Origin of the sequence: Variovorax sp. RCC_210, assembly GCF_041355175.1 — a bacterium.
Classification (GTDB): Bacteria; Pseudomonadota; Gammaproteobacteria; order Burkholderiales; family Burkholderiaceae_C; genus Variovorax.
This window is the reverse complement of sequence record NZ_JBFUPJ010000018.1, coordinates 88,557-108,472: the sequence shown is the minus strand read 5'-3', so window position 1 is coordinate 108,472 and position 19,916 is coordinate 88,557. Positions and strand designations below refer to the sequence as shown.

Here is a 19,916-nt window from a genome sequence, read left to right as displayed (position 1 = left end):
AAACTGCGGCCATGCAAAGCACCGGGGAAGCTCAACGCCGCCTGCAGCCCGTCGTGGAGCTCCGGGAAGAAGGGGCGTCTTTTGCGTACTCCGTGCGCGCCCCCCGCTCCAAGGGCGTGATACCGCCCAGCTCCTACCAGGACTGCGGCGTCGCCAGCCTGGCCGAATGCCTCAGCGACGTGGCCAAGGCCCTGGGCGGCGACTTCAAGCGCATCTATGTTCGGCTCGACGGCCACTGCGTGGGCGAGCGCGACATCGCCGAGCTGCACCAGTCGCCCGAGCTGGTGGCCGCCGCGTTGCGCAGGGCATGCCCGGCGTTCGACGTGCTGGCGCCGCGCGCGGTGGACGCCGCCGTTGCTGTCGTTGCGGTTCCGGTTCCGGTTGCTGCTGTCGTTGACCAGGAAGCCGAAGACCCCACCGCCGTCAGCCGAAGCTTTCAGCGCCCCTGCAGCCTCATCGCTTTACAGCCTTACTCCACGTAGCGCACCCACAGGTGCGTGCGGCCCGCGATGCCCTGCGCAAAAGTCTCGGCCAGCGCGTCGCGGTCTTCGTCCCCCGCGTTGTAGAGCGCGCACAGGTCCGCCGCAATCGCCTTGGCCTGCGTCGCATCCGGCGGCGTTGCACGCAGGTAACCAAGGTAAGACGCTCCCACGCCCACCAGCGCGTAGCCGTGCGCGCCGTGCAGGTGGCGCGCCACCGCGAAGTTCAGCGCCGGCCCCAGGTCGCAGGTGAAGTAGCCGTTGGGAAACGCCGCGAGCGCTTCATGCGCGGGCTGCACCGGCACCACCAGGCGGACACCGGCTGGTCGAGCAGCGACAGCGGGTCGCGCTGGTAGCCCGTCCATTCCTCCAGCGCCTCGTCGTCCAGCGTGAGCCCGTGCGCGCACGCGTCTTCGAACGACACCGCCGCCGTGTGCTTGCGAAAGTTGTGCAGGCAAATGGCGAACTCGGCCTTGGTGTTCAGGTGGCCCAGGTACTTGCCGTCTTCGAAGCATTCGGCGGGCAGGCCTGAGGTGTCGAGCCCGCTCACGTCGTCCAGTTCCAGGTTCATGCGCGCGTGCCCCGAGGTGTAGCGCGCCTGGCCGAAGTCGTCGAGCGAGAACAGCGGCGTGCAGCCGGGGTGGTCCGCGGCAATCTGCCGATGGGCCTCGGCCAGCTCGGCCAGGCTGGCGATGTAGCTCAACCGGTATTCGTCGCACAGCCCCTGCGAGGGGTTGGCGTTCGACGTGTTCCCTTGAAATTGCATGTGCATGCGCGCGATGCTCGCACACCGCCATGCATGCCAGGGTAGGCCAAGCGCTACGGCAGCAGCTTGGCGACCGCGTCGTTGAACGAGGGAATGTCGGTCGCCACGTGAATGGTGCTGTACGTGGTTTCCGTGACCACGAACTGCGGGTACGCCCGCGCCAGCAGCCGCTTGTACATGTCGTCGACGTTGCCGAAGTTGCACTCGCGCGGGTTGTCGCAGCGCGTGAGCATCAGCGTGGCGGGCAGCGGCTTGCCGGCCAGCGCGTCGAACATCTTCTGCTCCAGGTCGTTGTTCTGGTCGGTCTGCGAATCGAAGGAGCCTTCGAACGACAGAAAGTACGAGAAGGTCAGCGTGCCGCTCGCGCCCTCCAGCAGCAGCGCGACACCCGCCATGCTGCCGCTCAGCGAGAGGCCGGTGAGCATGCGCTTCTTTGTGTCGGCGCGGTACTTGGCCTCGATGAAGGGCACCAGCTCCTGCGTCAGAAAGTCGTGGTACGACCGCGCGCCGGGCAGCAGGTAGTCGGTCTCGCGGCGCGAGGTGCCGCCGATGCCGACCATCACCGCCTGCGTGTGGCGCGTGTCCAGCGTTTGCCTGAAGTTGTCGAAGCGCGTGCCGGGCGGGTTGAAGATGGCGTCGCCGTCCATCGCGTAGATCACCGGGTACGCGGTGCTGCCCGTGTCGTAGGAGGCCGGCAGGTAGATCTGCAGCGGATACGTCGCCCCCGTCTTGGCCGAGGTGATGGTGTCGGACACCACGCGCCCCGGGGCCGTCGAAGGTTGCGCGGGCTCCGCGACAGGCTCTGCCGGTGGCGCCGCGGGCTGGGCCGCAGGGGTGGCGGGCGCAACAGGGAGCACCGGCAACGCGGCCCCACCGCCACCCCCGCCTCCGCCGCCGCAACTGACCACGGCCAACGCAAACGCCCACCCGAAGGCAGACACCATCCGGCGCATCACTCGTCCCAGCTGCATAGCAACTCCTCGGCTGTCATGGTTGGAAGAAAGACGGAAGAAGACTGAAAGAACTTTGCGAGGGCATCGCTTGATGACGCGCAATCGACGTGCAATCGACACGAAATGGCGCGCATGGCGATCCCCGATGCAACTCGGCGCGAGGATGGCACGGCACCTGTTTCACAACGGTGATAACTGGGGAGTTTCTGAACTGAAACACTCGTGTCAGCGCTGCGCGGCGCGCTGGTGGTTGCGAATGCGTGCGGGGCGCCGTCCTACTCCAGCAGTGCGCTTTCGACGGTTCACGTGTTTTGCGTCAGAGCGACAAAACACCCATGTCCACCTATGAATCCGTGCTGCAGGAAACCGGGCGCTTCGAGGTCGTCGATGCGCTCGACAAGACTGCCACCGTGCTCGAGTACACGGAGTGCCTGTACCGCGTGAGCATTTCCAAGCGATACCCGGCCGTGAGGGGCGCGATCAGCTACAGACTGAGCGACGGCACGCCGTTGCGAAGATCGAAGAAGGGCTTCTTCGACACGCTGGACGGCATGCAGCGCTTCTTCGTCGTGCAGGGGGTGGAGATGCCGGAATCGGCTTGCTGACGTCGGCTCTTCTGCCTCAGTCAGCCGTTCAGGCAGTCACAGCCTGCGCCGTGTGAAACACCGGCAGCACGAATTCCCCGATTTCCTGCATCGTCTCGTCCACCGGTCGCTGGTTGCGCCGCAGGTGCAGCGCCACGTGCTGCACGCCTGCCGCATGCAGCGCAGCCAGTTCGTGCACCAGCGCGTGCCGGCCCATGCGCCCGCCGAAGCGGTAGCGCTCCAGCGGCGCGTGGGCGTCGTCGGCCAGGTCGAGGTGAATGAAGCTGATGTACGGCTTTGGCACCCCTTCGCTGAGGGGCGCTGTCACGGCGCGCCACTGCGCCGAACGCCGCGCGTGGTCTTCCGGCGTGCCGGGATAGGCGAGGCAGCCGTCCATGTGCGCGCCGATCCACTCCGGCGTTTGCTGCGCGAGGCCCGCCACCAGCAAGGGCAACGGCTGTGCAGGGCGCGGCAGGAGTTCGATGCCAGCGGGCAGGCTGCCCGAAGCCCAGCTACGCACCATCGCCACCTGTTCCCTGAAGCGCTCGCCGCGCGAGGCAAAGTCGCGCTCGAAAATCGGGTACTCCACCGGCCGGTCGCCACTGGCCACGCCCAGCAGCAGGCGACCGTTGCTCAGCTGGTCGACCGTGGCGGCCGACTTCAGCGTGAGCATCGGCTCGCGCAGCGGCAGCACCACCGCGGCGGTGCCCAGCAAGATGCGCTCCGTAACGCCCGCCAGGTAGCCCAGGTAGGTGAACACCTCGAACACCTGCGCCGCGTCGCCGAACGACGGGTCGTACAGCGGCACGTCGCGCGCCCACAGCGCACGAAAGCCCAGCCGGTCGGCCAGCTTCGCGAGCCGCGCGTGCTGCGCAAGGTCGGACACGCCGAAGGGCCTGCCCGCATCGCCCTCGGCGCGGCGGGCCGCGTCGCGTGCTGGTGACCAGTCGTTGTCCAGCGGCAGCTCCAGCCCGATGCTCGGGCCCGCGCCGTTCGACGCCACCAGCGATTGCAGCGCGCCGTGCATCGGGCTGCTCATCACGCTGCTCATCGGGCTGTTCATCACGCCGTTGCCTTCACTTCGCGCAGCGTGCCCGCCATGCGCACGAACTCATGCGCGGCCGTGGTGTAGTACGAGCGCGATTGCCCGGCCTCGAAGTCGTCCACGTGCACCACCGTGCCCTTGTCGGCCTCTTGCCACGACAGCGCGTAGAGCCCGGGCGCAAGCTGCTCGCTTTGGTAGCGCACCTCGGCGGTCGCGCCGGTGAAAGGGCCGGCCGTGACCTCGTAGCGCATCGTGTGGCCGTCGGCGGCGTAGATGTTCAGCGCCGTCATCGTGTCGCCGTAGCGCACTTCGAAGGTGCGACCAGCGAACGGCAAGGTGGGCAGGGAGGGCAAAGCGGTTCCCATGTCGTTGCTCATGGCGTTGCCGCTCAGTCCCACGCCGGCGACAGGCCGGCCGGGTCGGTCAGGCGCTCGTTGCGGTCCAGCGCGGCCATCTGCGCCATGTCGGCGTCGGTCAGCTTCAGCTGTTGCGCCTTCAGGTTGCCTTCGAGGTTCGCGCGCTTGGTGGACGACGGAATCACCGCGTAGCCCAGCTGCATGGCCCACGCCAGCACCACCTGCGCCGCGGTGGCGCCGTGCGCCTTGGCAATGGCCTCGACCACCGGGTCGTTCAGCACCTTGCCGTAGGCCAGCGTCATGTACGAGGTGATGTGGATGCCCTGGCTCTTTGCGAACTCCGCCACCTTGCGGTTCTGCAGGTAGGGGTGCAGCTCGACCTGGTTGGTGGCGATGTTCTGCGCGCCCACCGCCGCGATGGCTTCCTTCATGAGCGCGATGTTGAAGTTGGACACGCCGATGTGCTTCGTGAGCCCCTGCGCCTTGGCCTCGGCCAGCGCGCCCATGAACTCGGCCACCGGCACCGCGTTGCCGGGCGAGGGCCAGTGGATCAGCGTCAGGTCCACTTGGGTTGTGCGCAGCTTGGCCAGGCTGTCTTTCAGGCTGGGCACCAGCTTGGCGGCGGCGTAGTTGTCGGTCCAGATCTTGGTGGTGATGAACAGGTCTTTGCGGGCCACGCCGCTTTCGGCAATGGCCTGGCCCACCTCGGCTTCGTTGCCGTAGATCTGCGCCGTGTCGATCACGCGGTAGCCCACGTCGAGGCCGTTCTTCACCGAGTCGATGACCACCTGGCCCTTCAGGCGGAAGGTGCCGAGGCCGAAGGCGGGAATGGGGTTGTTCGTGTTCATGTGTTGTCCTTGTGCGTTGAAAGAAAAGAATGAGGTAGAGAGAAACGAAGTGGCTCAGTGCCCGACCGGCACCGGCCCTGGCCCTGCGGCCCGCACCGGAATGCCGGCACGGCGGTCGAGCGAGCCGCTCCATTGCGTGAGCGCCAGCGACACCAGCACCACCAGCGCGCCGATCCAGGGCGTGTGCATCAGGCCCAGGTGCGTCACGATGAGGCCGCCGGCCCAGGCCGCGCCGGCAATGCCCAGGTTGAAGGCGGCGATGTTCAGGCCCGAGGCCACGTCCACCGCCTGCGGCGTGAAGCGCTCGGCCTGCTTCACCACGTACACCTGCAGGCCCGGCACGTTGCCGAAGGCCACCGCGCCCCACATCATCACCGCCAGCAGCGCCAGCCACTTGTGCGGCGCCGCGAAGTTGAAGACCAGCAGCACCGCGGCCAGCAGCGCGAAGATGATCTTCAGCGCCGGAATGGGGCCCAGCCGGTCGGCCAGCTTGCCGCCCCAGATGTTGCCCACCGCCACCGACACGCCGTACACCAGCATCACCCAGCCCACCGCGCCCGCGCTGAAGCCCGACACGTCGGTGAGGATGGGCGCCAGGAACGTGAACGGAATGAACGAGCCGCCGTAGCCGATGGCCGTCTTGGCATACACCAGCAGCAAGCGCGGCTCCGCCAGCACCTTGGCTTGCTGCGCCAGCGAGGCGGGCGGCGTGTGGCGGATGTTGGAGGGCACGAAGATCCAGCTGCCGATGAACGCGACAACACCCAGCGCCGACACGGCCAGGAAGGTTTCGCGCCAGCCGAAGTGCTGCCCGATGAACGTGCCCAGCGGCACGCCCGTGACCAGCGCGACCGTGAGGCCCGTGAACATCACCGCGATGGCGCTCGCCGCCTTTTCCTTGGGCACCAGGCCCGTGGCGATGGTGGAGCCGATGGAGAAGAACACGCCGTGCGCCAGGCCCGTGAGCACGCGGGCGGCAATCAGCGATTCATAGCTGGGCGCCTTCCACGCCAGCAGGTTGCCGACCGTGAACAGCGCCATGAGCCCGAGCAGCAGCGCCTTGCGCGGCAGCTTGCCCGTGAGGGCGGCGAGCACCGGCGCGCCAATGGCGACGCCCAGCGCGTAGAGGCTGACCAGCAGGCCGGCCGAGGGAAGGCCGATGCCGAGGTCGGCAGCGACGGTGGGAATGAGGCCAACGATGACGAACTCGGTCGTCCCGATGGCGAAGGCGCTGAGGGTCAGCGCGAGTAGGGCGATTGGCATGGGGCACTCCTTCTTGGGATGGGAGGAGTGTCTTGCGGATACCTTTGCGGATTAAGGGGGGATGGGGCAGAAGATAGTTGCGGATAGATCAACAATCAGCTTGGATTGCGTTCTCGTTCAGTGGCTCGAATCAATCTGGAAAGATGAAAGCTCGCGAGATTGATCTCATCGGCAGAGAGGCGGGCGGGCTCGTTCTGAAGGAATGACGGCAAGGCTTTGGGCTCTAAGACCCATAGATCGCGAAAGCCGCCCGAGTTAGCCACAAACCAACCCGGAAAAACGATGACTGGGCGTGTCTCAAATTTTCTTCCAGTGCTCTGCGATAACAACTGCTTTAGCCAGCTTGCCTGCGCTTTAGGGCTACGCTGAAGTAGCCCCCTTTTTCTGCATCGAGCATGCTGCACGCTTTGGATTGCGCTGATCGGCACTCAGGGATGGCGGTTTTTGCCGTGTCTGTGCATCGGCGCGCTGCTTTCGGCGGCCTTCTGCGTTTTACGGGCGCACTCGCACCAACAGCAGCCCTCGGCTCTTGTAGATGTTGGCCAGCGCAAGGGCCGTGAATGCCCTGGTCGCGTTCTTGTGAAGTCCACGGTATCGGACCTTGCTGAAGCCCCACAGTCTCTTGACGACACCGAACACGTGCTCGACCTGCGCGCGCACCTTGGACTTGTTGCGGTTGCGTAGCCGCTGGCCCTCATCGGGCACTCCAGCAACCTTCCAGTTTCTGGTGGCGCTGTACCTGCAGAACATCCAGGGCTGGGCGCCGTGGCAAATGGCGCTGGTGCTGCTGCCGGCGGGGCTGTCGGCCTTCGTGCCGTGCTACCTGCTGATGTTCGGCATCGGCCCCGAGCCCGATTTGTGGGGCGTGCTGCTGCCGGCCTCGGTGCTGTGGGGCGCGGGCTTTGCGCTGAGCATCTCCGCGCTGATGGTGGCCGGCACCACGGGCGTCGCCGATGAAGAGCAAGGGCTGGCCGCCGGGCTGCTGAACAGCTCGCTGCAGGTGGGCGGCGCCCGCGGGCTGGCGGTGCTGACGGCGGCGATCGGGCCGGGCACGGCGCTGGCGATGCTGTATCCGGGCGTGGGGGTGATGCTGGGGTTTGCGGTGCTGACGTTGTTGGCGCAGGTGATCCGGGGGAAGGGGTAATTGCCGCGGTTCAGCGCGCCGGCGCAATCTCGATCGCGCTGAACGTCTCCGTCAGCTTCACCGCCTGTTTCAGCGAGGCGGTGGTGATCTCCCGCCCGGCCTTGTCGAGGAACTTGGTGTCGGTGTCGACGATGAGGGTCACCGGCACATCGCCGCTGTCGCCGTGCCACACCGCCCGGAACTCGTAGGGCCCCATGCGCGCGCCGCCCAGGTGCGGCATCGCCGCATCGGAGATGCGCACGCCTGAGCCGGCGTCGTCGATCTTCAGCGTGCCGAGCACGAACTTCTCGAACGCCGGCCTGGCCTTGAGCAGCGGCCGAATGTCCGACTCGAAGCTGACGGTGCCATCGGCCCAGGCGGGCGCTGTCGCAAGGAAGATAGTGCTGAGCGCGATGAGCATCGAGCTGTATCGTGGCTTCATGGGCGGGGGGCTTTCGTGGGCGTGTTGTTGCGGCGCAGGCCCGGATTCTGGGGCCGTGCCACGCATCAGCCGCACACCAGCCGCCTGGAAAAAGCCCCGCAACCACCAGCAGCAGAAATTTTTCAAAACTGCCTGCATCCAAACCCGCCCCCGACGTGTAGACCCTACAGCAGCGAGGAGCTGCTGACCCTCTACCACCCCAGGAGAACTTCCATGCACACCTCCCGTACCACCCGTTCCGTCGCCGTGCTCGGCGCCGTTTCCGCCGCCGCCTTCCTCACCGCCTGCGGCTCGATGTCGATGGCACCCGCGTTCAACCAGTCGAGCCTGCCGCCGACCATCCAGGTGCCGGCCGGCAACAAGGTCGCCATGGAAACCGTGGGCAAGGGCGACATCACCTACGAATGCCGCGACAAGGCCAACGCCCCCGGCCAGACCGAGTGGGTGTTCGTCGGCCCCGACGCCAAGCTGTGGGACCGCAGCGGCAAGCAGGTCGGCAAGTACTACGGCCCGCCGGCCACCTGGGAATCGAACGACGGCTCCAAGCTGACCGCCACGCAACTGGCCGTCGCACCGTCGGGCCCCACGAGCCTGCCGTTCCAGCTCGTCAAGGCCAACCCCGCCACCGGCTCGGGCGCGATGACCGGCGTGACCTACATCCAGCGCGTGGCCCTGCAAGGCGGCGTGGCACCGGCGGCCATGCCCTGCACGCCGGCCACCAAGGGCCAGAAGCAAGTGGTGCAGTACCAGGCCGACTACATCTTCTGGAAGGCGTCCTGATCGGGGGGTGAATGCGGGGCGAGGGCGGGGGCTGCGACTACCATCGGGCCCTTGCCCGATCCCCGCAACCCGCCGACGCTCACCACCTTGCCCGCCGCAGACCCCTTCGACTACGACGCCGCACTCATGGCCTGCGCCCGCGGCGACCGCCAGGCCCTCCAGCAGCTCTACCAGCGCGAGAGCCGCTACCTGATGGGGGTGGCCCTGCGCATCGTGCGCCAGCGCCAGCAGGCTGAAGACGTGCTGCACGACGCCTTCATCAGCATCTGGCAGCGCGCGGAAACCTTCAACCCCGCGCGCGGCGAAGGCCGCGGCTGGATCTACAGCGTGGTGCGCAACGCCGCGCTGAACATGGTGCGCAGCGGCGCGCGTCAGGTGCATGTGAGCGAAGAAGCGGTGGAAGCCATCGACGACCAGGCCGCGATGGCGGCCTATGCCTCGTCGGCCGACCCGTTCGAGCTGCGCGCCGACCTGGGCAAGCTCGAAGGCTGCCTGGGCGGCCTGGAGCCGGCGCGGCGCGACTGCATCCTGTATGCGTACGTGGAAGGCTGCTCGCACGGCGAGATTGCCGAGCGGCTGCAGACGCCGCTGGGCACGGTCAAGTCCTGGATACAGCGCGGCATGCGCGCGCTGAGGGAGTGCATGGCATGAGCACGACCCCGGGCAACAGCAACAATTTCGAAGACATCGACGCGCTGGCGGGCGAGTACGTGCTGGGCACGTTGTCGGCCGCGGCCCGTGCGTCGGTGGACGCGCGCATGCGCGACGAACCCGCGCTGCGCGACGCCGTGCAGGCCTGGGAAGCGCGCCTGCTGCCGCTGACCACGCTCGCGCCGCCGGCCGAGCCGTCGCCCGCGCTGTGGTCGCGCATCGAGCGAAGCCTGGGGCCGGTGCTCGGTGCCAGGACGCGGCCTGCGGGCACGTCGGCGTTCTCCAATTGGTGGAACAACCTGAACCTGTGGCGCGGCCTGGCCGCCGGCGGTTTCGCCGCCGCCGCGCTGATGGTGGCGGTGATGGTCACGCGGCCGCTGCCCACGCCGCAGTACATGGTGGTGCTGGTCGCGCCGCAGGACAAGGCGCCTGGCTGGGTGATACAGACCAGCGCGTCGCGCCAGCTGAGCCTGGTGCCGCTGGGCACCTTCGAGGTGCCGCCGCAGAAGACGCTGCAGTTCTGGACCAAGGCCGACCAGTGGCGCGGCCCGGTGTCGCTGGGCCTGGTCAAGCAGGGCCAGTCGCTGCGCATTCCCATCGACAAGCTGCCGCCGCTGGAACCCAACCAGCTGTTCGAACTGACGCTGGAGCCCGAGAACGGCTCGCCGATCGACCGGCCGACCGGGCCGATCCAGTTCATCGGGCGTGCGGTGAAAGTGCTGTAGCAGACGCGCGTTTGCGTTGCATTGCATCGCTCCTTCCCCCTCTGGGGGAAGGCCGGGATGGGGGCAGGCACGGCGCCCCGTGGATGCGCCGGGTGCCCCCACCCCCGCCCTCCCCCGGGAGGGGAGGGAGCAAAACTTGGGCTCGCGGCTGACATGGCAGGCGCGTGAGCGCCGCAAATAATCCGCCCATGATCGCCCTCGACTGCTACTACAGCCTCTCCTCCCCCTGGGCCTACCTCGGCGGCCCGCGGCTGCAGGACATCGTGCGCCGCCACCATGTGCGGCTCGTGCTCAAGCCATACGACTTCCAGTCGGTGGTGCCGCAGACCGGCGGCATTCCGCTGAAGACGCGCCCCGAGCCGCGCCGCACGTACCACGCGCTGGAGCTGGCGCGCTGGAGCGAGTACCTCGGCATGCCGATGAACCTGGCGCCCGCGCACTACCCCAAGGGCGCGCCCGCCGACCCGAACTGGAACAAGTACCCGGGCTGGATGGTGATCGCCGCGCAGCTGCGCGGGCTCGACGCGCAGCCGCTGTCGCATGCACTGCTGCGCGCGCTGTGGGCGGAAGAGCGCGACACCGCGCAGGCCGACGTGCGCATTGCCGTGGCCATCGAGAACGGCTACGACGGCGCCTCGCTGCAGGCGATGGAGCAGTCGGCCGAGGTGCTGGCGGCGTACCGCGTGAACAGCGCCGAGGCGGTGGAGGCGGGCGTTTTCGGCTCGCCCACGTTCCTGCTGAACGGCGAGCGCTTCTGGGGGCAAGACCGGCTGGGCTTCCTGGACCGGGCGCTGGACAAGCTGCGCGCGGGCTGAACCTCAGGCCTGAATCTCAAGCCTGAATTTCAAACCTGAACTTCAATCGTCGCCGTCGAGCACCGACTGCGCGGCGGTGCGCACGCGCTCGCTGGCGTCGTTCCGCGCGGCCTCTTCGAGCGCGGCGTGCCAGGGTTTCCCTTCGACTTTCCAGTCGCCGATGCCCGTGACGGCCGTCCATCGCACGTCGGCGTCGTCGTCTTGCGCGGCGCGTTCGGCCAGCACGGGCAGCACGCGCTGGCCGATGGCGCTGCCCAGCCCGCGGTCCCCGCACAGGCTGGCCGCGTGCAGGCGAATGAAGGCGTGCGGCGAAGCCAGGCCGCGCAGCGCCTCGTCGACCTCGCCCGGGCGCAGTTCGCAGTAGCTGCTGCCGGGCCGCAGGATCTCGCGCACAAGGGCGACGGTGGCCGGCGGCGCCGCGAGCAACGCCTCCAACGGGCGGTAGTCCAGCGGCAGCGGCGTCGGGTCGCGAAACGACGAGCAGGGCGCGCACAGGCCTTCGATGGCCATCCTGGCGGCGTCGGGCAGGTTGTCGCCGTCTTGAGGCTCTTGCATCACCTGTTTCAGCTGCGCCAGCAACCAGTCGCTCTGGCCCAGGTAGGCCAGCGCCCGCGCGGCCCAGGCGCGTCCGGGTTCGTCGCGGGAGGCCGCCATTTGCGTCTTCAGCGCGTCCAGCACCTCGGGCGTGGCCACGCCGATGCGCCCGAGCATCAGGGCGGCGTGCCAGCCGCGGGGGCTCTTGCGCTTGCCGTTTTCCAGGCGCGCGAGCAGCGCGGGCACGGCCGGCGCGCCAATGGCGCAGAGCTGGTCGCAGGCCTCCTCGGCGCCGATGGAGCCGTTCGGGCGGTCCAGGCAGGTGACCAGGAACTCGACGCGCTCGGCCACGGGCAGCGCGGCCACGCGGGTGCGTTCGCGGTCGTCGCGGGCGTCTTTTTCGAACAGGCGCTCGAAGGTGGCGTCGCCGAGGCAGCGGCGGGCCAGGGCGGTGGCGTATTCCTCGTCGTTCACGAACATGACGAAGTCGGGCGTGAGCTGGAGCGAATCGCTGACTGAATCGCCGAGCGCCTCGCGCACCTTGTGCGCCGCCGACACCAGCATGTCGAAGCAGTCCTTCTCGGCCTGCAGCCAGTCGGCGCGCGAGCCCTGGCGGGCGGCCTGGTCGGCCGCGTCGGCGGCTTCCTTGAGCGCGTCGCTCTCGAACTCGACCAGCTCGTGTGCCCAGTCGGCCGGGTTCCAGTCGGCGTCCCAGAAGTCGATGGAAGCGCGCGCTTCGTCCTCGCGCGCGGACACGGTGTTGGCGCCCAGCGAGGGCAGGGCGATGATGCCGTCGCACTCGCGGTACACGCCGTGGAAGGCGGCCACGTAGAAGCGCTCGTCGGGGTTTTCCTGCATCAGGGCGCGCAAGGCGCGCAGGGCGTCCTCGACGATCAGCGGTTCCAGTGCTTTCCAGTGGTTCATTCGCAGGCCTCTCCCCCGTGGTTTCATTTGGGCCTGCGATCGTAAGGGGCGGTGCCGGTGGCGATAATCCCGGGATGCGAATCCGCTTTACCAAGATGCAGGGCGCCGGCAACGATTTCGTCGTGCTGGACGAAACACGCGGCACGCTGGGCCTCAGCGCCGCGCAATACCGCTTTCTGGCCGACCGCCATTTCGGCGTCGGCGCCGACCAGATCCTGACCGTGCGGCCATCGCCTGCGGAAGGCATCGACTTTCAATACGTGATCCACAACGCCGACGGCGGCGAGGTGGAGCAGTGCGGCAACGGCGCGCGCTGCTTCATGCGCTTCGTCAGCGAACACAAGCTCACGGCCAAGGACACGGTGCGCGTGCAGACGCTGGCCGGCGTGATCGAGCCGCGCCTGGGCGCCGACGGCCGCGTGACGGTCGACATGGGCGCCCCGGTGTTCGAGCCCGCGCGCGTGCCCTTCGACCCCGCCGGGCTCAGCCCGCAGCCCGAGGGCGCGTGGGAAAAGTGGCATCTGGCGCTGGGCACGCATGCCGGCAGCGCCATCGTGTCGGTGGCGGTGCTGTCGATGGGCAACCCGCACGCGGTGCAGGTGGTGGACAACGTCGACACCGCGCCGGTGGCCGAGCAGGGCCCGCAGATCGAGCACCACCCGCGCTTTCCGCAGCGGGTGAACGCGGGCTTCATGCAGGTGGTCGACCGCACGCACATCAGGCTGCGGGTGTTCGAGCGCGGCGCCGGCGAAACGCTGGCCTGCGGCACGGGCGCCTGCGCGGCGGTGGTGGCGGGCATACGGCTGGGGCTGCTGGAGCGCAGGGTCGACGTGCAGACGCACGGCGGCATTCTCACGATCGAATGGCAGGGCGAGGGTCAGCCGGTGCTGATGACCGGGCCGGCCACGACGGTTTTCGAAGGCGACATCGAGGTTCCCGATCTGACATGACTTCCTCCCACAACAACAACGACGCCAACGCCATGAATCCGATCACCGAGGACGACATCGCCAACTACCTGGCGAACACCCCCGACTTCTTCGAGCGCCATGCCCAGCTGCTGGCGCAGGTGCAGCTCACCAGCCCGCACGGCAACCGCGCCGTGAGCCTGCAGGAGCGCCAGGCCGAGATGCTGCGCGAGAAGATCAAGGCGCTGGAACACCGCCTGATGGACATGGTGCGCCACGGCACCGAGAACGTGGTCATCGCCGACCGCCTGCAGCGCTGGACCAAGGGCCTGCTGACCACGCGCGACCCGCGCAGCCTGCCGTACCGCATCGCGGTCGACCTGCAGTCGCTGTTCCTGGTGCCGCAAACGGCCATCAAGGTGTGGGACTGCAGCAGCGAATACCTGAACGAGGCCTACGCCCAGTGGGTGAGCGACGACGTGAAGGCGCTGGCCACCTCGCTGACCTCTCCGTATTGCGGCCTCAACGCGGGCTTCGAGGCGGCCAACTGGCTGCCCGAGCCGCAGTCGGCCATGTCGATCGCGCTGATTCCGCTGCGCGCCGACCCCGAGTCGCCGGCCTTCGGCATGCTGGTGCTGGCGTCGCCCGACGCGCAGCGCTTCAACGCCGAGATGGGCACCGACTTTCTGGAGCGCATCGCCGAGCTGGCCTCGGGCGGACTGTCGCGGCTGCGTCCTTGAAGCGTCCGCGCGGGTTGCGCCGGCGCTGGCAGGTGCTGCTGGCGGTCGTGCTGACGGGCGGGGTGCTGGCGTATGCCGCCCTCGGGGCTTTCGTGTGGTGGCAGGCCGAAGCGCTGCTGGCGAACCCGCCGCAGCGCCCGGCCGATGCGGCGCTGGTGCTGGGCAGCCGCGCCTACCTGGACGGCAAGCCGCACCCGTGCCTGTCGGGCCGGGTCGATACGGCGGTGGCGCTGGCCCATGCCGGCACCGTCAAGCTGCTGGCCTTCACCGGCGGCGTGGATTCGGAAGACGGCCGCATCGAGGCCAAGGTGATGCAGGAGCGCGCCGTGGCCGAGGGCTTCGCCGGCCCGATGCTGCAGGAGCCGGCCTCCACCTCGACGCGGCAGAACCTGTCGCTGTCGCTCCCGCTGCTGCAGGTGGCCGGCGTGCGCAGCGTGGTGATCGTGTCGGAGCCCTTTCATTTGTGGCGCGTGCAGCGGCTGGTGAAGATGAGCGGCTTCGACCGCAGCTTCGACGTGCAGTACGCGGCCGCCCCCACTTCGTGCTGGAACGCGCTGGGGCCGTTGTCGAAGGGCGCATTGCGCGAGCCGGCGGCCATCGTGAACAATGCCTTCCGTGGATTCCTCTTCTGAAGCCGCGCCGCCAGCCGATTCGGGCTGGATCGACAAGTACCTCGCGCATGTGCGCGTGGAGCGCCGCCTTGCGGCACGCACGCTGGAGCTGTACTCCTTTCACCTGAAGGCGCTGAGCGACAACGCCGCGCAGGCGAAGCTGTCGCTCGACCGCGTGCAGACCGCGCACGTTCGCCGCTGGATGGCGCAGCTGCACAGCGCCGGGCGCGAGCCGCGCGGCATTGCGCTGGTGCTGTCGTGCTGGCGCAGCTTCTACCGCTGGCTGGGCCACGAGGGCCTGATCGGCTTCAACCCGGTGCAGGACGTGCACGCCCCCAAGGCCGGCAGGCCGCTGCCCAAGGCGTTGGGCGTGGACGACGCGGTGCGCCTGGCCGAGCTGTACGACCCCGAGGCCGACCCCTGGACCGAGGCGCGCGACAGCGCCATCGTGGAGGTGCTGTACGGCTGCGGCCTGCGCGTGAGCGAGCTCACGGGGCTCGACGCCCAGCCCAGCGGCACGGCGCGCGGCTGGATCGACCTGGACGCGGCCGAGGCCAACGTGCTGGGCAAGGGCAGCAAGCGCCGCATCGTGCCGCTGGGCAGCAAGGCGGCCGAAGCGGTGCGCGACTGGCTCGCGGTGCGCGGCGAGTGCGCCGCCATCACCGTGGCCCAGGTGCGCGACCCGCAGGCGGCGGCCGCGCTTTTCATCAGCGCCAAGGGCGTGCGCATGACGTCGCAGGCGGTGTGGAAGCTGCTGCGCGAGCGCAGCCTGAAGGCGGGGCTGGCCGCGCCGGTGCACCCGCACATGCTGCGCCATTCGTTCGCCAGCCACGTGCTGCAGTCGAGCAGCGACCTGCGCGCGGTGCAGGAGCTGCTGGGGCACGCGAGCATCACGACCACGCAGGTCTATACGCGGCTGGATTTCCAGCACCTGGCCAAGGTCTATGACCAGGCCCACCCGAGAGCGAAATCTCGCGAAGACAAAGACAAATAAACACATGAAAACCCTTCGCCTCAAACCCGGCAAGGAGCGCTCGCTGCAGCGCCGCCACCCCTGGATCTTCGAGTCCGCCATCGCACGCGGCGCCGCCGATTCGGGCGAGACGGTGCGCGTGGAGTCGCACGACGGCGCCTTCCTGGCCTGGGCTTCTTTCAGCCCGGCTTCAAAGATCCGCGCGCGGGCCTGGAGCTTCGTGGAAACGCAGCGCATCGACGCGGCCTTCCTGGCCTCGGTGTGCGCGCGCGCCGTGAAGGCCCGCGGCCTGTTCGACCTGCAGAGCGACGGCGTGCGGGTGATTCACGGGGAGGCCGACGGGCTGCCGGGGCTCATCGTCGACCGCTATGGCGACACGTTGGTGGCGCAGTTCCTGTCCGCCGGCGTGGAGCGCTGGAAAGACGCGCTGGCCGACGCGCTGCTCGCGGCCACCGGCCTCGGCAAGCTCTACGAGCGCTCCGACGCCAGCGGGCGCGAGCGCGAAGGGCTGAAGCCGGTCACGGGCTGGCTGCGCGGCGAGAGCGCGACCGACATCACCATCCGCGAGCACGACTGGCAGCTGTCGCTGAACATCGCGACCGGCCACAAGACCGGCTTCTACCTCGACCAGCGCGACAGCCGCCAGCGCTTCGCGGAGCTGGCGCAGCACCGGCGCTTCAGGCGCGTGCTGAACTGCTTCTGCTACACAGGCGGCTTCACGGTGGCGGCGCTGGCGGGGCTGAAGGCCGCGGGCGCGCTGGACGGGGCCGAGCTGGTGTCGGTCGACTCGTCGCTGCCGGCGCTGAACCTGGCGCGCGCGAACGTGGCGCTGAACGGCTTCGGCGGCGGTCAAGGTGAAGGTGAAGGTCAAGGCGATGCGGGTTCGGGCGCGAAGACGGAGTTTCTGGATGCCAACGTCAACACCCTGCTGCGCGAGTTCATCGACCAGGGCCGCACCTTCGACGCCATCGTGCTCGACCCGCCCAAGTTCGCGCCCACGGTGGCGCACGCCGAGCGCGCCGCGCGGGCCTACAAGGACATCAACCGGCTGGCGCTCAAGCTGCTGGAGCCGGGCGGGGTGCTGCTCACTTTCTCTTGCTCGGGCGGCATCGGCGCCGACCTGTTCCACAAGATCGTGGCCTCTGCGGGGCTGGACGCGGGCGTGGACGGCTACATCAGCGAACGCCTGGGCGCGGCGCCGGACCACCCGATGACCATCGAATTCCCGGAGGGCGAGTACCTCAAGGGGCTGGTGGTGGTCAGGAAGCCGGCCTGAAACCGCTGGCGCCCACATCGCGTTGACCCCTTCGGCAACGCAACTCAGTGGCATTGGCTAAACTGCCCGCCACGTCTGCTTTTCGCCCCTTTTTCCTGTTTTCCGCTTCCGGAGCACTTTCCCCATGGCCCTCATTCCCGCGACCATCCTCACCGGCTTTCTCGGCTCGGGCAAGACCACCCTGCTCAAACGCATCCTGACCGAAGCCCACGGCCAGAAGATCGCGGTCATTGAGAACGAGTTCGGCGAGGAGAACATCGACAGCGACATCCTGGTGACGGAGTCGAAGGAGCAGATCGTGCAGATGAGCAACGGCTGCGTGTGCTGCACCATCCGTGAAGACCTGCGCGAAGCGCTGCAGCTGCTGGCCGCCAAGAAGCGCCAGGGCCTGCTGGACTTCGACCGCGTGGTGATCGAGACCACCGGCCTGGCCGACCCCGGCCCAGTGGCGCAGACCTTCTTCATGGACGACGAGATCGCCGAGAGCTACCTGCTCGACTCGATTCTCACGCTGGTGGACGCCAAGCACGCGCCGCAGCAGCTCAACGATCGCCAGGAAGCGCGCCGCCAGGTGGGCTTTGCCGACCAGATCTTCATCAGCAAGAGCGAGCTGGTGTCCGCCGAGGAAACCGAGGCGCTCATCCACCGCCTGAAGCACATGAACCCGCGCGCGCCGCAGCAGAAGGCGCACTTCGGCGACGTGCCGCTGAAGGACATCTTCGACCTGCGCGGCTTCAACCTGAACGCCAAGCTGGACATCGACCCCGACTTCCTGAAGGAAGACGACCACGGCCACGACCATCACGACCATGACCATGCGCATGGCGAGGCCTGCGACCACCCCTCCCACAAGCACGAGGGCCACGGCCACCACCACCACACCGACGACGACGTGAAGAGCTTCGTCTACAAGGCCGACCGCCCCTTCGACCCGGCCAAGCTGGAAGACTTCCTGGGCGCGATCGTGAACATCTACGGCCCGCGCATGCTGCGCTACAAGGGCGTGCTGAACATGAAGGGCACCGAGCGCAAGGTGATCTTCCAGGGCGTGCACCAGCTGATGGGCAGCGACCTGGGCCCGGAATGGGGCCAGGACGAGGCACGCCAGAGCCGCATGGTGTTCATCGGCATCGAGCTGCCGCGCGAAATCCTGGAACAGGGGCTGGAGCAGTGCCTGGTGTGAGCCGACGGCCTCGCTGAAATCAAAAAAAGGGCGCCGACCGCGAGGTCGGCGCCCTTTTTGCATTCAAGGCGTCGTGGGTTGCTTGATGAAGTTACCGGCCCGGCGCGCCCATCGGCTTGCCGTTGATCTTCAGGCTGCCGTCGCTGTACTCGACCTGGGCGGCCACGTCGTCGCCTTCGCGCTTCACAAAGCCCTTTTCCTCGCCTTGCTCGACCAGGCCCGCCACCATTTCGGGCGGGGGCGTCTGGCCGCTCTCGGCGCCGGTTTCGGCGAGCTTCTCGAGCCACTTCATGGGCAGGCGGGCGTTGGCCTTGAGCGCGCCGCGCTTCATGAGCAGGGCGGTGCCGGGCAGTTGCAGGTCTTCGTCGGTCACGCCGGCCATGCCGGCCATGTAGCTGATTTCACCGCGCTTGCCGTCGATTTCGACGACCATCCTGTCGACGCCGGCCTCGGGGCTGAACTTGGCCATGGCCTTCAGGTCGGGCGCGAGCTGGTCGGCCAGCGCCTGCATCGCGGCCTGCGATGCCTTGCTGCCGCCCTTGCCGCAGCCGTTGACGGCGCTGGACTGCATCCACGCGTCGGCCAGCTTCTTGTAGCCGGCGGCCTGGATGCGCCGCGCGCTGCTGGTCAGCTCGAACTTGTCGATCTTGGTCGCGCCGATGGTGCCGTTGCCCTTGACGGTGCCGCTGGAGGCATAGAGGCCGTCCTTGATGGTGGCTTCGCCGAGCATGTCCAGGCCCTGCAGCAGCACGGTGGTCACCACCTTGGGCGGGGTGTCGGCCGGCACGGCGGCGGCGCCCAGCGGGCCGCCGGTCTTCTTCACGACGAGCTCCAGCGTGTCGAGCTTGCCCTCGGTCTTGCCGGTGGCCAGGAACCAGCCGGCGCTGCTGTCCATGTCGGCCTTGGCGGTGAGCTTGCCCATCTTCAGGGTGGTGCCGGTGCGCGCGTCGCTGAAGTCCAGGCCCGGCATGGCCAGGTCGTAGCGCACCTGGGTGCGCGCGGCGTTCACGTCCATGCGCATCTGCGCGCCCTGCCAGGCGAACTGGCCCTTGCCGGCTTCGGCCAGCTTGGCGGGCGCCACGGTCATGTCGGTGGTGAAGGCGCCGCCGAAGCCGACCTGGGTGCGCGCGCTCAGGGGCTTGGCATCGCCGAAGAGCTTCTTCGCATCGGCCTGGGTCTTGGCGTCGAGCACCAGTTCGCTGTCGATGGTGGCCGCGGCCAGCGAGCCGCCGGCGATCGGGCCGTGGTGGATGGTGTCGCGGATGGTGAAGCGCAGCGGCTTGGGCGGCGTGGCGTATGCCTGCGCTTCGGCTTCCTCGTCGGCTTCGGCTTCTTCACCCTCGGCGGGCGGGGTCGGCGCGGCAGGCGTGGCCGCGGCCGTGGCGTCCGGCGCGCAGCCGATTTCCAGGGTCACGGTGCTCACGGCGCCGAAGAAGCCGCGTTCGTATTGGCGGTCGGTCACGCGCACCAGCGCGGTCTGCTTCGGCAACTCGTCCAGCGCGGTGTCGTAGCGCGACTTGATCTGCGACCCGGCGTACCAGGTGCTGCCGCCGTAGGCCACCGCGATGGCCGCGGCCAATGCACCCACTCCCAGAACTGCTTTATTGCTCAAGGTTTTTCTCTCTCTTGTATCGAATGATCGGATAGGCCCCCGCCGCCGTACGGACAAAGCAGGACAGGGCGCGGACCCGCGTTGCCCCCTCGACAACGCCGGGCGATGCTAACGGAGTTGCCGGCGGCGCCGGCCGCGGCGCACGCACATCGCCCGCGCTGCCGAGTTCTCTATACAATCGCGCGCCTGTTCCGGCAGCCACTCCTCGTCCCCATGGACAAGATGTGACTTCCGGCACGGGGCGCCGCACGTTTCTGGCGGGCTTTCGGGGGTATAACCCCGGGGTTCGTCACTGGCGGGCACCCCGACAACGGAGACATCGCGC

At 68.4% G+C, this 19,916-nt stretch carries 23 protein-coding genes and 1 pseudogene; 13 read left to right on the top strand and 11 right to left on the bottom strand.

Annotated features, from left to right (window positions below):
• Window positions 1–11: 11 nt before the first annotated feature.
• Complete coding sequence (locus tag AB6807_RS34310; protein ID WP_371088038.1) at window positions 12–482, top strand: hypothetical protein; 471 nt, start codon at window positions 12–14, stop codon at window positions 480–482.
• Here AB6807_RS34310 and AB6807_RS34305 read toward each other — a convergent pair.
• Genes AB6807_RS34305 through AB6807_RS34295 form a run of 3 tightly spaced genes read right to left on the bottom strand, consistent with a single transcriptional unit; the run spans window position 470 to window position 2,000 of the window.
• Window positions 470–778 carry a hypothetical protein gene (locus AB6807_RS34305; RefSeq protein ID WP_371088037.1) on the bottom strand — a complete coding sequence of 103 codons (309 nt, stop codon included), beginning with the start codon at window positions 776–778 and terminating at the stop codon, window positions 470–472. The genes AB6807_RS34310 and AB6807_RS34305 overlap by 13 nt on opposite strands.
• Window positions 706–1,245 carry a hypothetical protein gene (locus tag AB6807_RS34300; protein WP_371088036.1) on the bottom strand — a complete coding sequence of 180 codons (540 nt, stop codon included), beginning with the start codon at window positions 1,243–1,245 and terminating at the stop codon, window positions 706–708. The genes AB6807_RS34305 and AB6807_RS34300 overlap by 73 nt, the downstream gene beginning before the upstream one ends.
• Before the next feature lie 53 nt (window positions 1,246–1,298).
• Entirely contained in the window at window positions 1,299–2,000 is a 702-nt protein-coding gene (locus tag AB6807_RS34295; RefSeq protein ID WP_371088035.1) for an alpha/beta hydrolase, read from the bottom strand.
• Between the two features lie 533 nt (window positions 2,001–2,533).
• On the opposite strand from AB6807_RS34295, the gene AB6807_RS34290 reads away from it, so the two are divergent.
• Entirely contained in the window at window positions 2,534–2,803 is a 270-nt protein-coding gene (locus AB6807_RS34290; protein ID WP_116910591.1) for a hypothetical protein, read from the top strand.
• A 28-nt stretch (window positions 2,804–2,831) separates the two neighbouring features.
• Here AB6807_RS34290 and AB6807_RS34285 read toward each other — a convergent pair whose 3' ends face one another.
• From AB6807_RS34285 to AB6807_RS34265, 5 genes and pseudogenes are all read right to left on the bottom strand, one after another.
• Window positions 2,832–3,809: a TIGR03571 family LLM class oxidoreductase gene (locus AB6807_RS34285; protein ID WP_371088095.1), complete on the bottom strand. Its 978-nt coding sequence runs from the start codon at window positions 3,807–3,809 to the stop codon at window positions 2,832–2,834.
• A 35-nt stretch (window positions 3,810–3,844) separates the two neighbouring features.
• Window positions 3,845–4,192 carry an adenylate cyclase gene (locus tag AB6807_RS34280; RefSeq protein ID WP_371088034.1) on the bottom strand — a complete coding sequence of 116 codons (348 nt, stop codon included), beginning with the start codon at window positions 4,190–4,192 and terminating at the stop codon, window positions 3,845–3,847.
• A 23-nt stretch (window positions 4,193–4,215) separates the two neighbouring features.
• The gene (gene dkgB, locus AB6807_RS34275) at window positions 4,216–5,031 is read right to left on the bottom strand and encodes a 2,5-didehydrogluconate reductase DkgB (RefSeq protein WP_371088033.1); all 816 of its coding nucleotides are present in this window, start codon (window positions 5,029–5,031) and stop codon (window positions 4,216–4,218) included.
• Window positions 5,032–5,085: 54 nt separating this feature from the next.
• Complete coding sequence (locus AB6807_RS34270) at window positions 5,086–6,294, bottom strand: MFS transporter (RefSeq protein WP_371088032.1); 1,209 nt, start codon at window positions 6,292–6,294, stop codon at window positions 5,086–5,088.
• A gap of 492 nt (window positions 6,295–6,786) precedes the next feature.
• A pseudogene (locus tag AB6807_RS34265) lies at window positions 6,787–7,005 on the bottom strand (transposase); the annotation flags it as partial.
• 16 nt (window positions 7,006–7,021) lie between these two features.
• On the opposite strand from AB6807_RS34265, the gene AB6807_RS34260 reads away from it, so the two are divergent.
• Complete coding sequence (locus tag AB6807_RS34260) at window positions 7,022–7,438, top strand: hypothetical protein (RefSeq protein WP_371088031.1); 417 nt, start codon at window positions 7,022–7,024, stop codon at window positions 7,436–7,438.
• A gap of 10 nt (window positions 7,439–7,448) precedes the next feature.
• On the opposite strand, the gene AB6807_RS34255 is transcribed toward AB6807_RS34260, so the two are convergent.
• Window positions 7,449–7,838 (bottom strand): hypothetical protein, encoded by a 390-nt coding sequence (locus AB6807_RS34255; RefSeq protein ID WP_371088030.1) that lies wholly within the window; start codon window positions 7,836–7,838, stop codon window positions 7,449–7,451.
• A 234-nt stretch (window positions 7,839–8,072) separates the two neighbouring features.
• Between AB6807_RS34255 and AB6807_RS34250 the strand changes: the two genes are divergently transcribed.
• The 4 genes from AB6807_RS34250 to AB6807_RS34235 all read left to right on the top strand — a co-directional run bounded on the left by AB6807_RS34250 (window position 8,073) and on the right by AB6807_RS34235 (window position 10,830).
• Window positions 8,073–8,639, top strand: a complete 567-nt coding sequence (locus AB6807_RS34250) for a DUF3455 domain-containing protein (RefSeq protein WP_286517948.1) — start codon at window positions 8,073–8,075, stop codon at window positions 8,637–8,639.
• Window positions 8,640–8,765: 126 nt separating this feature from the next.
• Window positions 8,766–9,290, top strand: a complete 525-nt coding sequence (locus AB6807_RS34245) for a sigma-70 family RNA polymerase sigma factor (RefSeq protein ID WP_207786733.1) — start codon at window positions 8,766–8,768, stop codon at window positions 9,288–9,290.
• The gene (locus tag AB6807_RS34240; RefSeq protein ID WP_286517950.1) at window positions 9,287–10,015 is read left to right on the top strand and encodes an anti-sigma factor domain-containing protein; all 729 of its coding nucleotides are present in this window, start codon (window positions 9,287–9,289) and stop codon (window positions 10,013–10,015) included. The genes AB6807_RS34245 and AB6807_RS34240 overlap by 4 nt, the downstream gene beginning before the upstream one ends.
• Window positions 10,016–10,203: 188 nt before the next feature.
• Window positions 10,204–10,830, top strand: coding sequence for a 2-hydroxychromene-2-carboxylate isomerase (locus tag AB6807_RS34235; RefSeq protein WP_116910584.1), 627 nt, complete (start codon window positions 10,204–10,206; stop codon window positions 10,828–10,830).
• A gap of 42 nt (window positions 10,831–10,872) precedes the next feature.
• Here the strand turns inward: AB6807_RS34235 and AB6807_RS34230 are convergent, their stop codons facing one another.
• Window positions 10,873–12,288 carry a HEAT repeat domain-containing protein gene (locus AB6807_RS34230; RefSeq protein WP_371088029.1) on the bottom strand — a complete coding sequence of 472 codons (1,416 nt, stop codon included), beginning with the start codon at window positions 12,286–12,288 and terminating at the stop codon, window positions 10,873–10,875.
• Window positions 12,289–12,362: 74 nt separating this feature from the next.
• Between AB6807_RS34230 and dapF the strand changes: the two genes are divergently transcribed.
• The 6 genes from dapF to AB6807_RS34200 all read left to right on the top strand — a co-directional run bounded on the left by dapF (window position 12,363) and on the right by AB6807_RS34200 (window position 17,979).
• The gene (gene dapF / locus AB6807_RS34225) at window positions 12,363–13,238 is read left to right on the top strand and encodes a diaminopimelate epimerase (protein WP_371088028.1); all 876 of its coding nucleotides are present in this window, start codon (window positions 12,363–12,365) and stop codon (window positions 13,236–13,238) included.
• Window positions 13,235–13,936 carry a DUF484 family protein gene (locus AB6807_RS34220; protein WP_286517953.1) on the top strand — a complete coding sequence of 234 codons (702 nt, stop codon included), beginning with the start codon at window positions 13,235–13,237 and terminating at the stop codon, window positions 13,934–13,936. The genes dapF and AB6807_RS34220 overlap by 4 nt, the downstream gene beginning before the upstream one ends.
• Window positions 13,933–14,568 (top strand): YdcF family protein, encoded by a 636-nt coding sequence (locus AB6807_RS34215; protein ID WP_371088027.1) that lies wholly within the window; start codon window positions 13,933–13,935, stop codon window positions 14,566–14,568. Before AB6807_RS34220 ends, AB6807_RS34215 begins: the two co-directional genes overlap by 4 nt.
• Window positions 14,543–15,541 (top strand): tyrosine recombinase XerC, encoded by a 999-nt coding sequence (locus tag AB6807_RS34210; RefSeq protein ID WP_371088026.1) that lies wholly within the window; start codon window positions 14,543–14,545, stop codon window positions 15,539–15,541. Before AB6807_RS34215 ends, AB6807_RS34210 begins: the two co-directional genes overlap by 26 nt.
• Window positions 15,542–15,545: 4 nt before the next feature.
• Window positions 15,546–16,796: a class I SAM-dependent rRNA methyltransferase gene (locus AB6807_RS34205; RefSeq protein ID WP_371088025.1), complete on the top strand. Its 1,251-nt coding sequence runs from the start codon at window positions 15,546–15,548 to the stop codon at window positions 16,794–16,796.
• A 124-nt stretch (window positions 16,797–16,920) separates the two neighbouring features.
• On the top strand, window positions 16,921–17,979 hold the full coding sequence (locus AB6807_RS34200) for a GTP-binding protein (protein ID WP_116910577.1): 1,059 nt from the start codon (window positions 16,921–16,923) through the stop codon (window positions 17,977–17,979).
• 91 nt (window positions 17,980–18,070) lie between these two features.
• Here the strand turns inward: AB6807_RS34200 and AB6807_RS34195 are convergent, their stop codons facing one another.
• A complete protein-coding gene (locus AB6807_RS34195; protein ID WP_371088024.1) occupies window positions 18,071–19,591 on the bottom strand; it encodes a YdgA family protein in 1,521 nt (506 codons plus the stop codon).
• Window positions 19,592–19,916 lie beyond the last annotated feature (325 nt).

What these genes read in the sequence shown, in the direction of transcription:
- AB6807_RS34310 (WP_371088038.1), top strand. Translation starts at nt 12, where the DNA reads ATGCAAAGCACCGGGGAAGCTCAACGCCGCCTGCAGCCCGTCGTGGAG.
- AB6807_RS34300 (WP_371088036.1), bottom strand. Translation starts at nt 1,245, where the DNA reads ATGCAATTTCAAGGGAACACGTCGAACGCCAACCCCTCGCAGGGGCTG.
- AB6807_RS34290 (WP_116910591.1), top strand. Translation starts at nt 2,534, where the DNA reads ATGTCCACCTATGAATCCGTGCTGCAGGAAACCGGGCGCTTCGAGGTC.
- AB6807_RS34285 (WP_371088095.1), bottom strand. Translation starts at nt 3,809, where the DNA reads ATGCACGGCGCGCTGCAATCGCTGGTGGCGTCGAACGGCGCGGGCCCG.
- AB6807_RS34280 (WP_371088034.1), bottom strand. Translation starts at nt 4,192, where the DNA reads ATGGGAACCGCTTTGCCCTCCCTGCCCACCTTGCCGTTCGCTGGTCGC.
- dkgB (WP_371088033.1), bottom strand. Translation starts at nt 5,031, where the DNA reads ATGAACACGAACAACCCCATTCCCGCCTTCGGCCTCGGCACCTTCCGC.
- AB6807_RS34270 (WP_371088032.1), bottom strand. Translation starts at nt 6,294, where the DNA reads ATGCCAATCGCCCTACTCGCGCTGACCCTCAGCGCCTTCGCCATCGGG.
- AB6807_RS34255 (WP_371088030.1), bottom strand. Translation starts at nt 7,838, where the DNA reads ATGCTCATCGCGCTCAGCACTATCTTCCTTGCGACAGCGCCCGCCTGG.
- AB6807_RS34250 (WP_286517948.1), top strand. Translation starts at nt 8,073, where the DNA reads ATGCACACCTCCCGTACCACCCGTTCCGTCGCCGTGCTCGGCGCCGTT.
- AB6807_RS34245 (WP_207786733.1), top strand. Translation starts at nt 8,766, where the DNA reads ATGGCCTGCGCCCGCGGCGACCGCCAGGCCCTCCAGCAGCTCTACCAG.
- AB6807_RS34240 (WP_286517950.1), top strand. Translation starts at nt 9,287, where the DNA reads ATGAGCACGACCCCGGGCAACAGCAACAATTTCGAAGACATCGACGCG.
- AB6807_RS34235 (WP_116910584.1), top strand. Translation starts at nt 10,204, where the DNA reads ATGATCGCCCTCGACTGCTACTACAGCCTCTCCTCCCCCTGGGCCTAC.
- AB6807_RS34230 (WP_371088029.1), bottom strand. Translation starts at nt 12,288, where the DNA reads ATGAACCACTGGAAAGCACTGGAACCGCTGATCGTCGAGGACGCCCTG.
- dapF (WP_371088028.1), top strand. Translation starts at nt 12,363, where the DNA reads ATGCGAATCCGCTTTACCAAGATGCAGGGCGCCGGCAACGATTTCGTC.
- AB6807_RS34220 (WP_286517953.1), top strand. Translation starts at nt 13,235, where the DNA reads ATGACTTCCTCCCACAACAACAACGACGCCAACGCCATGAATCCGATC.
- AB6807_RS34210 (WP_371088026.1), top strand. Translation starts at nt 14,543, where the DNA reads ATGCCTTCCGTGGATTCCTCTTCTGAAGCCGCGCCGCCAGCCGATTCG.
- AB6807_RS34205 (WP_371088025.1), top strand. Translation starts at nt 15,546, where the DNA reads ATGAAAACCCTTCGCCTCAAACCCGGCAAGGAGCGCTCGCTGCAGCGC.
- AB6807_RS34200 (WP_116910577.1), top strand. Translation starts at nt 16,921, where the DNA reads ATGGCCCTCATTCCCGCGACCATCCTCACCGGCTTTCTCGGCTCGGGC.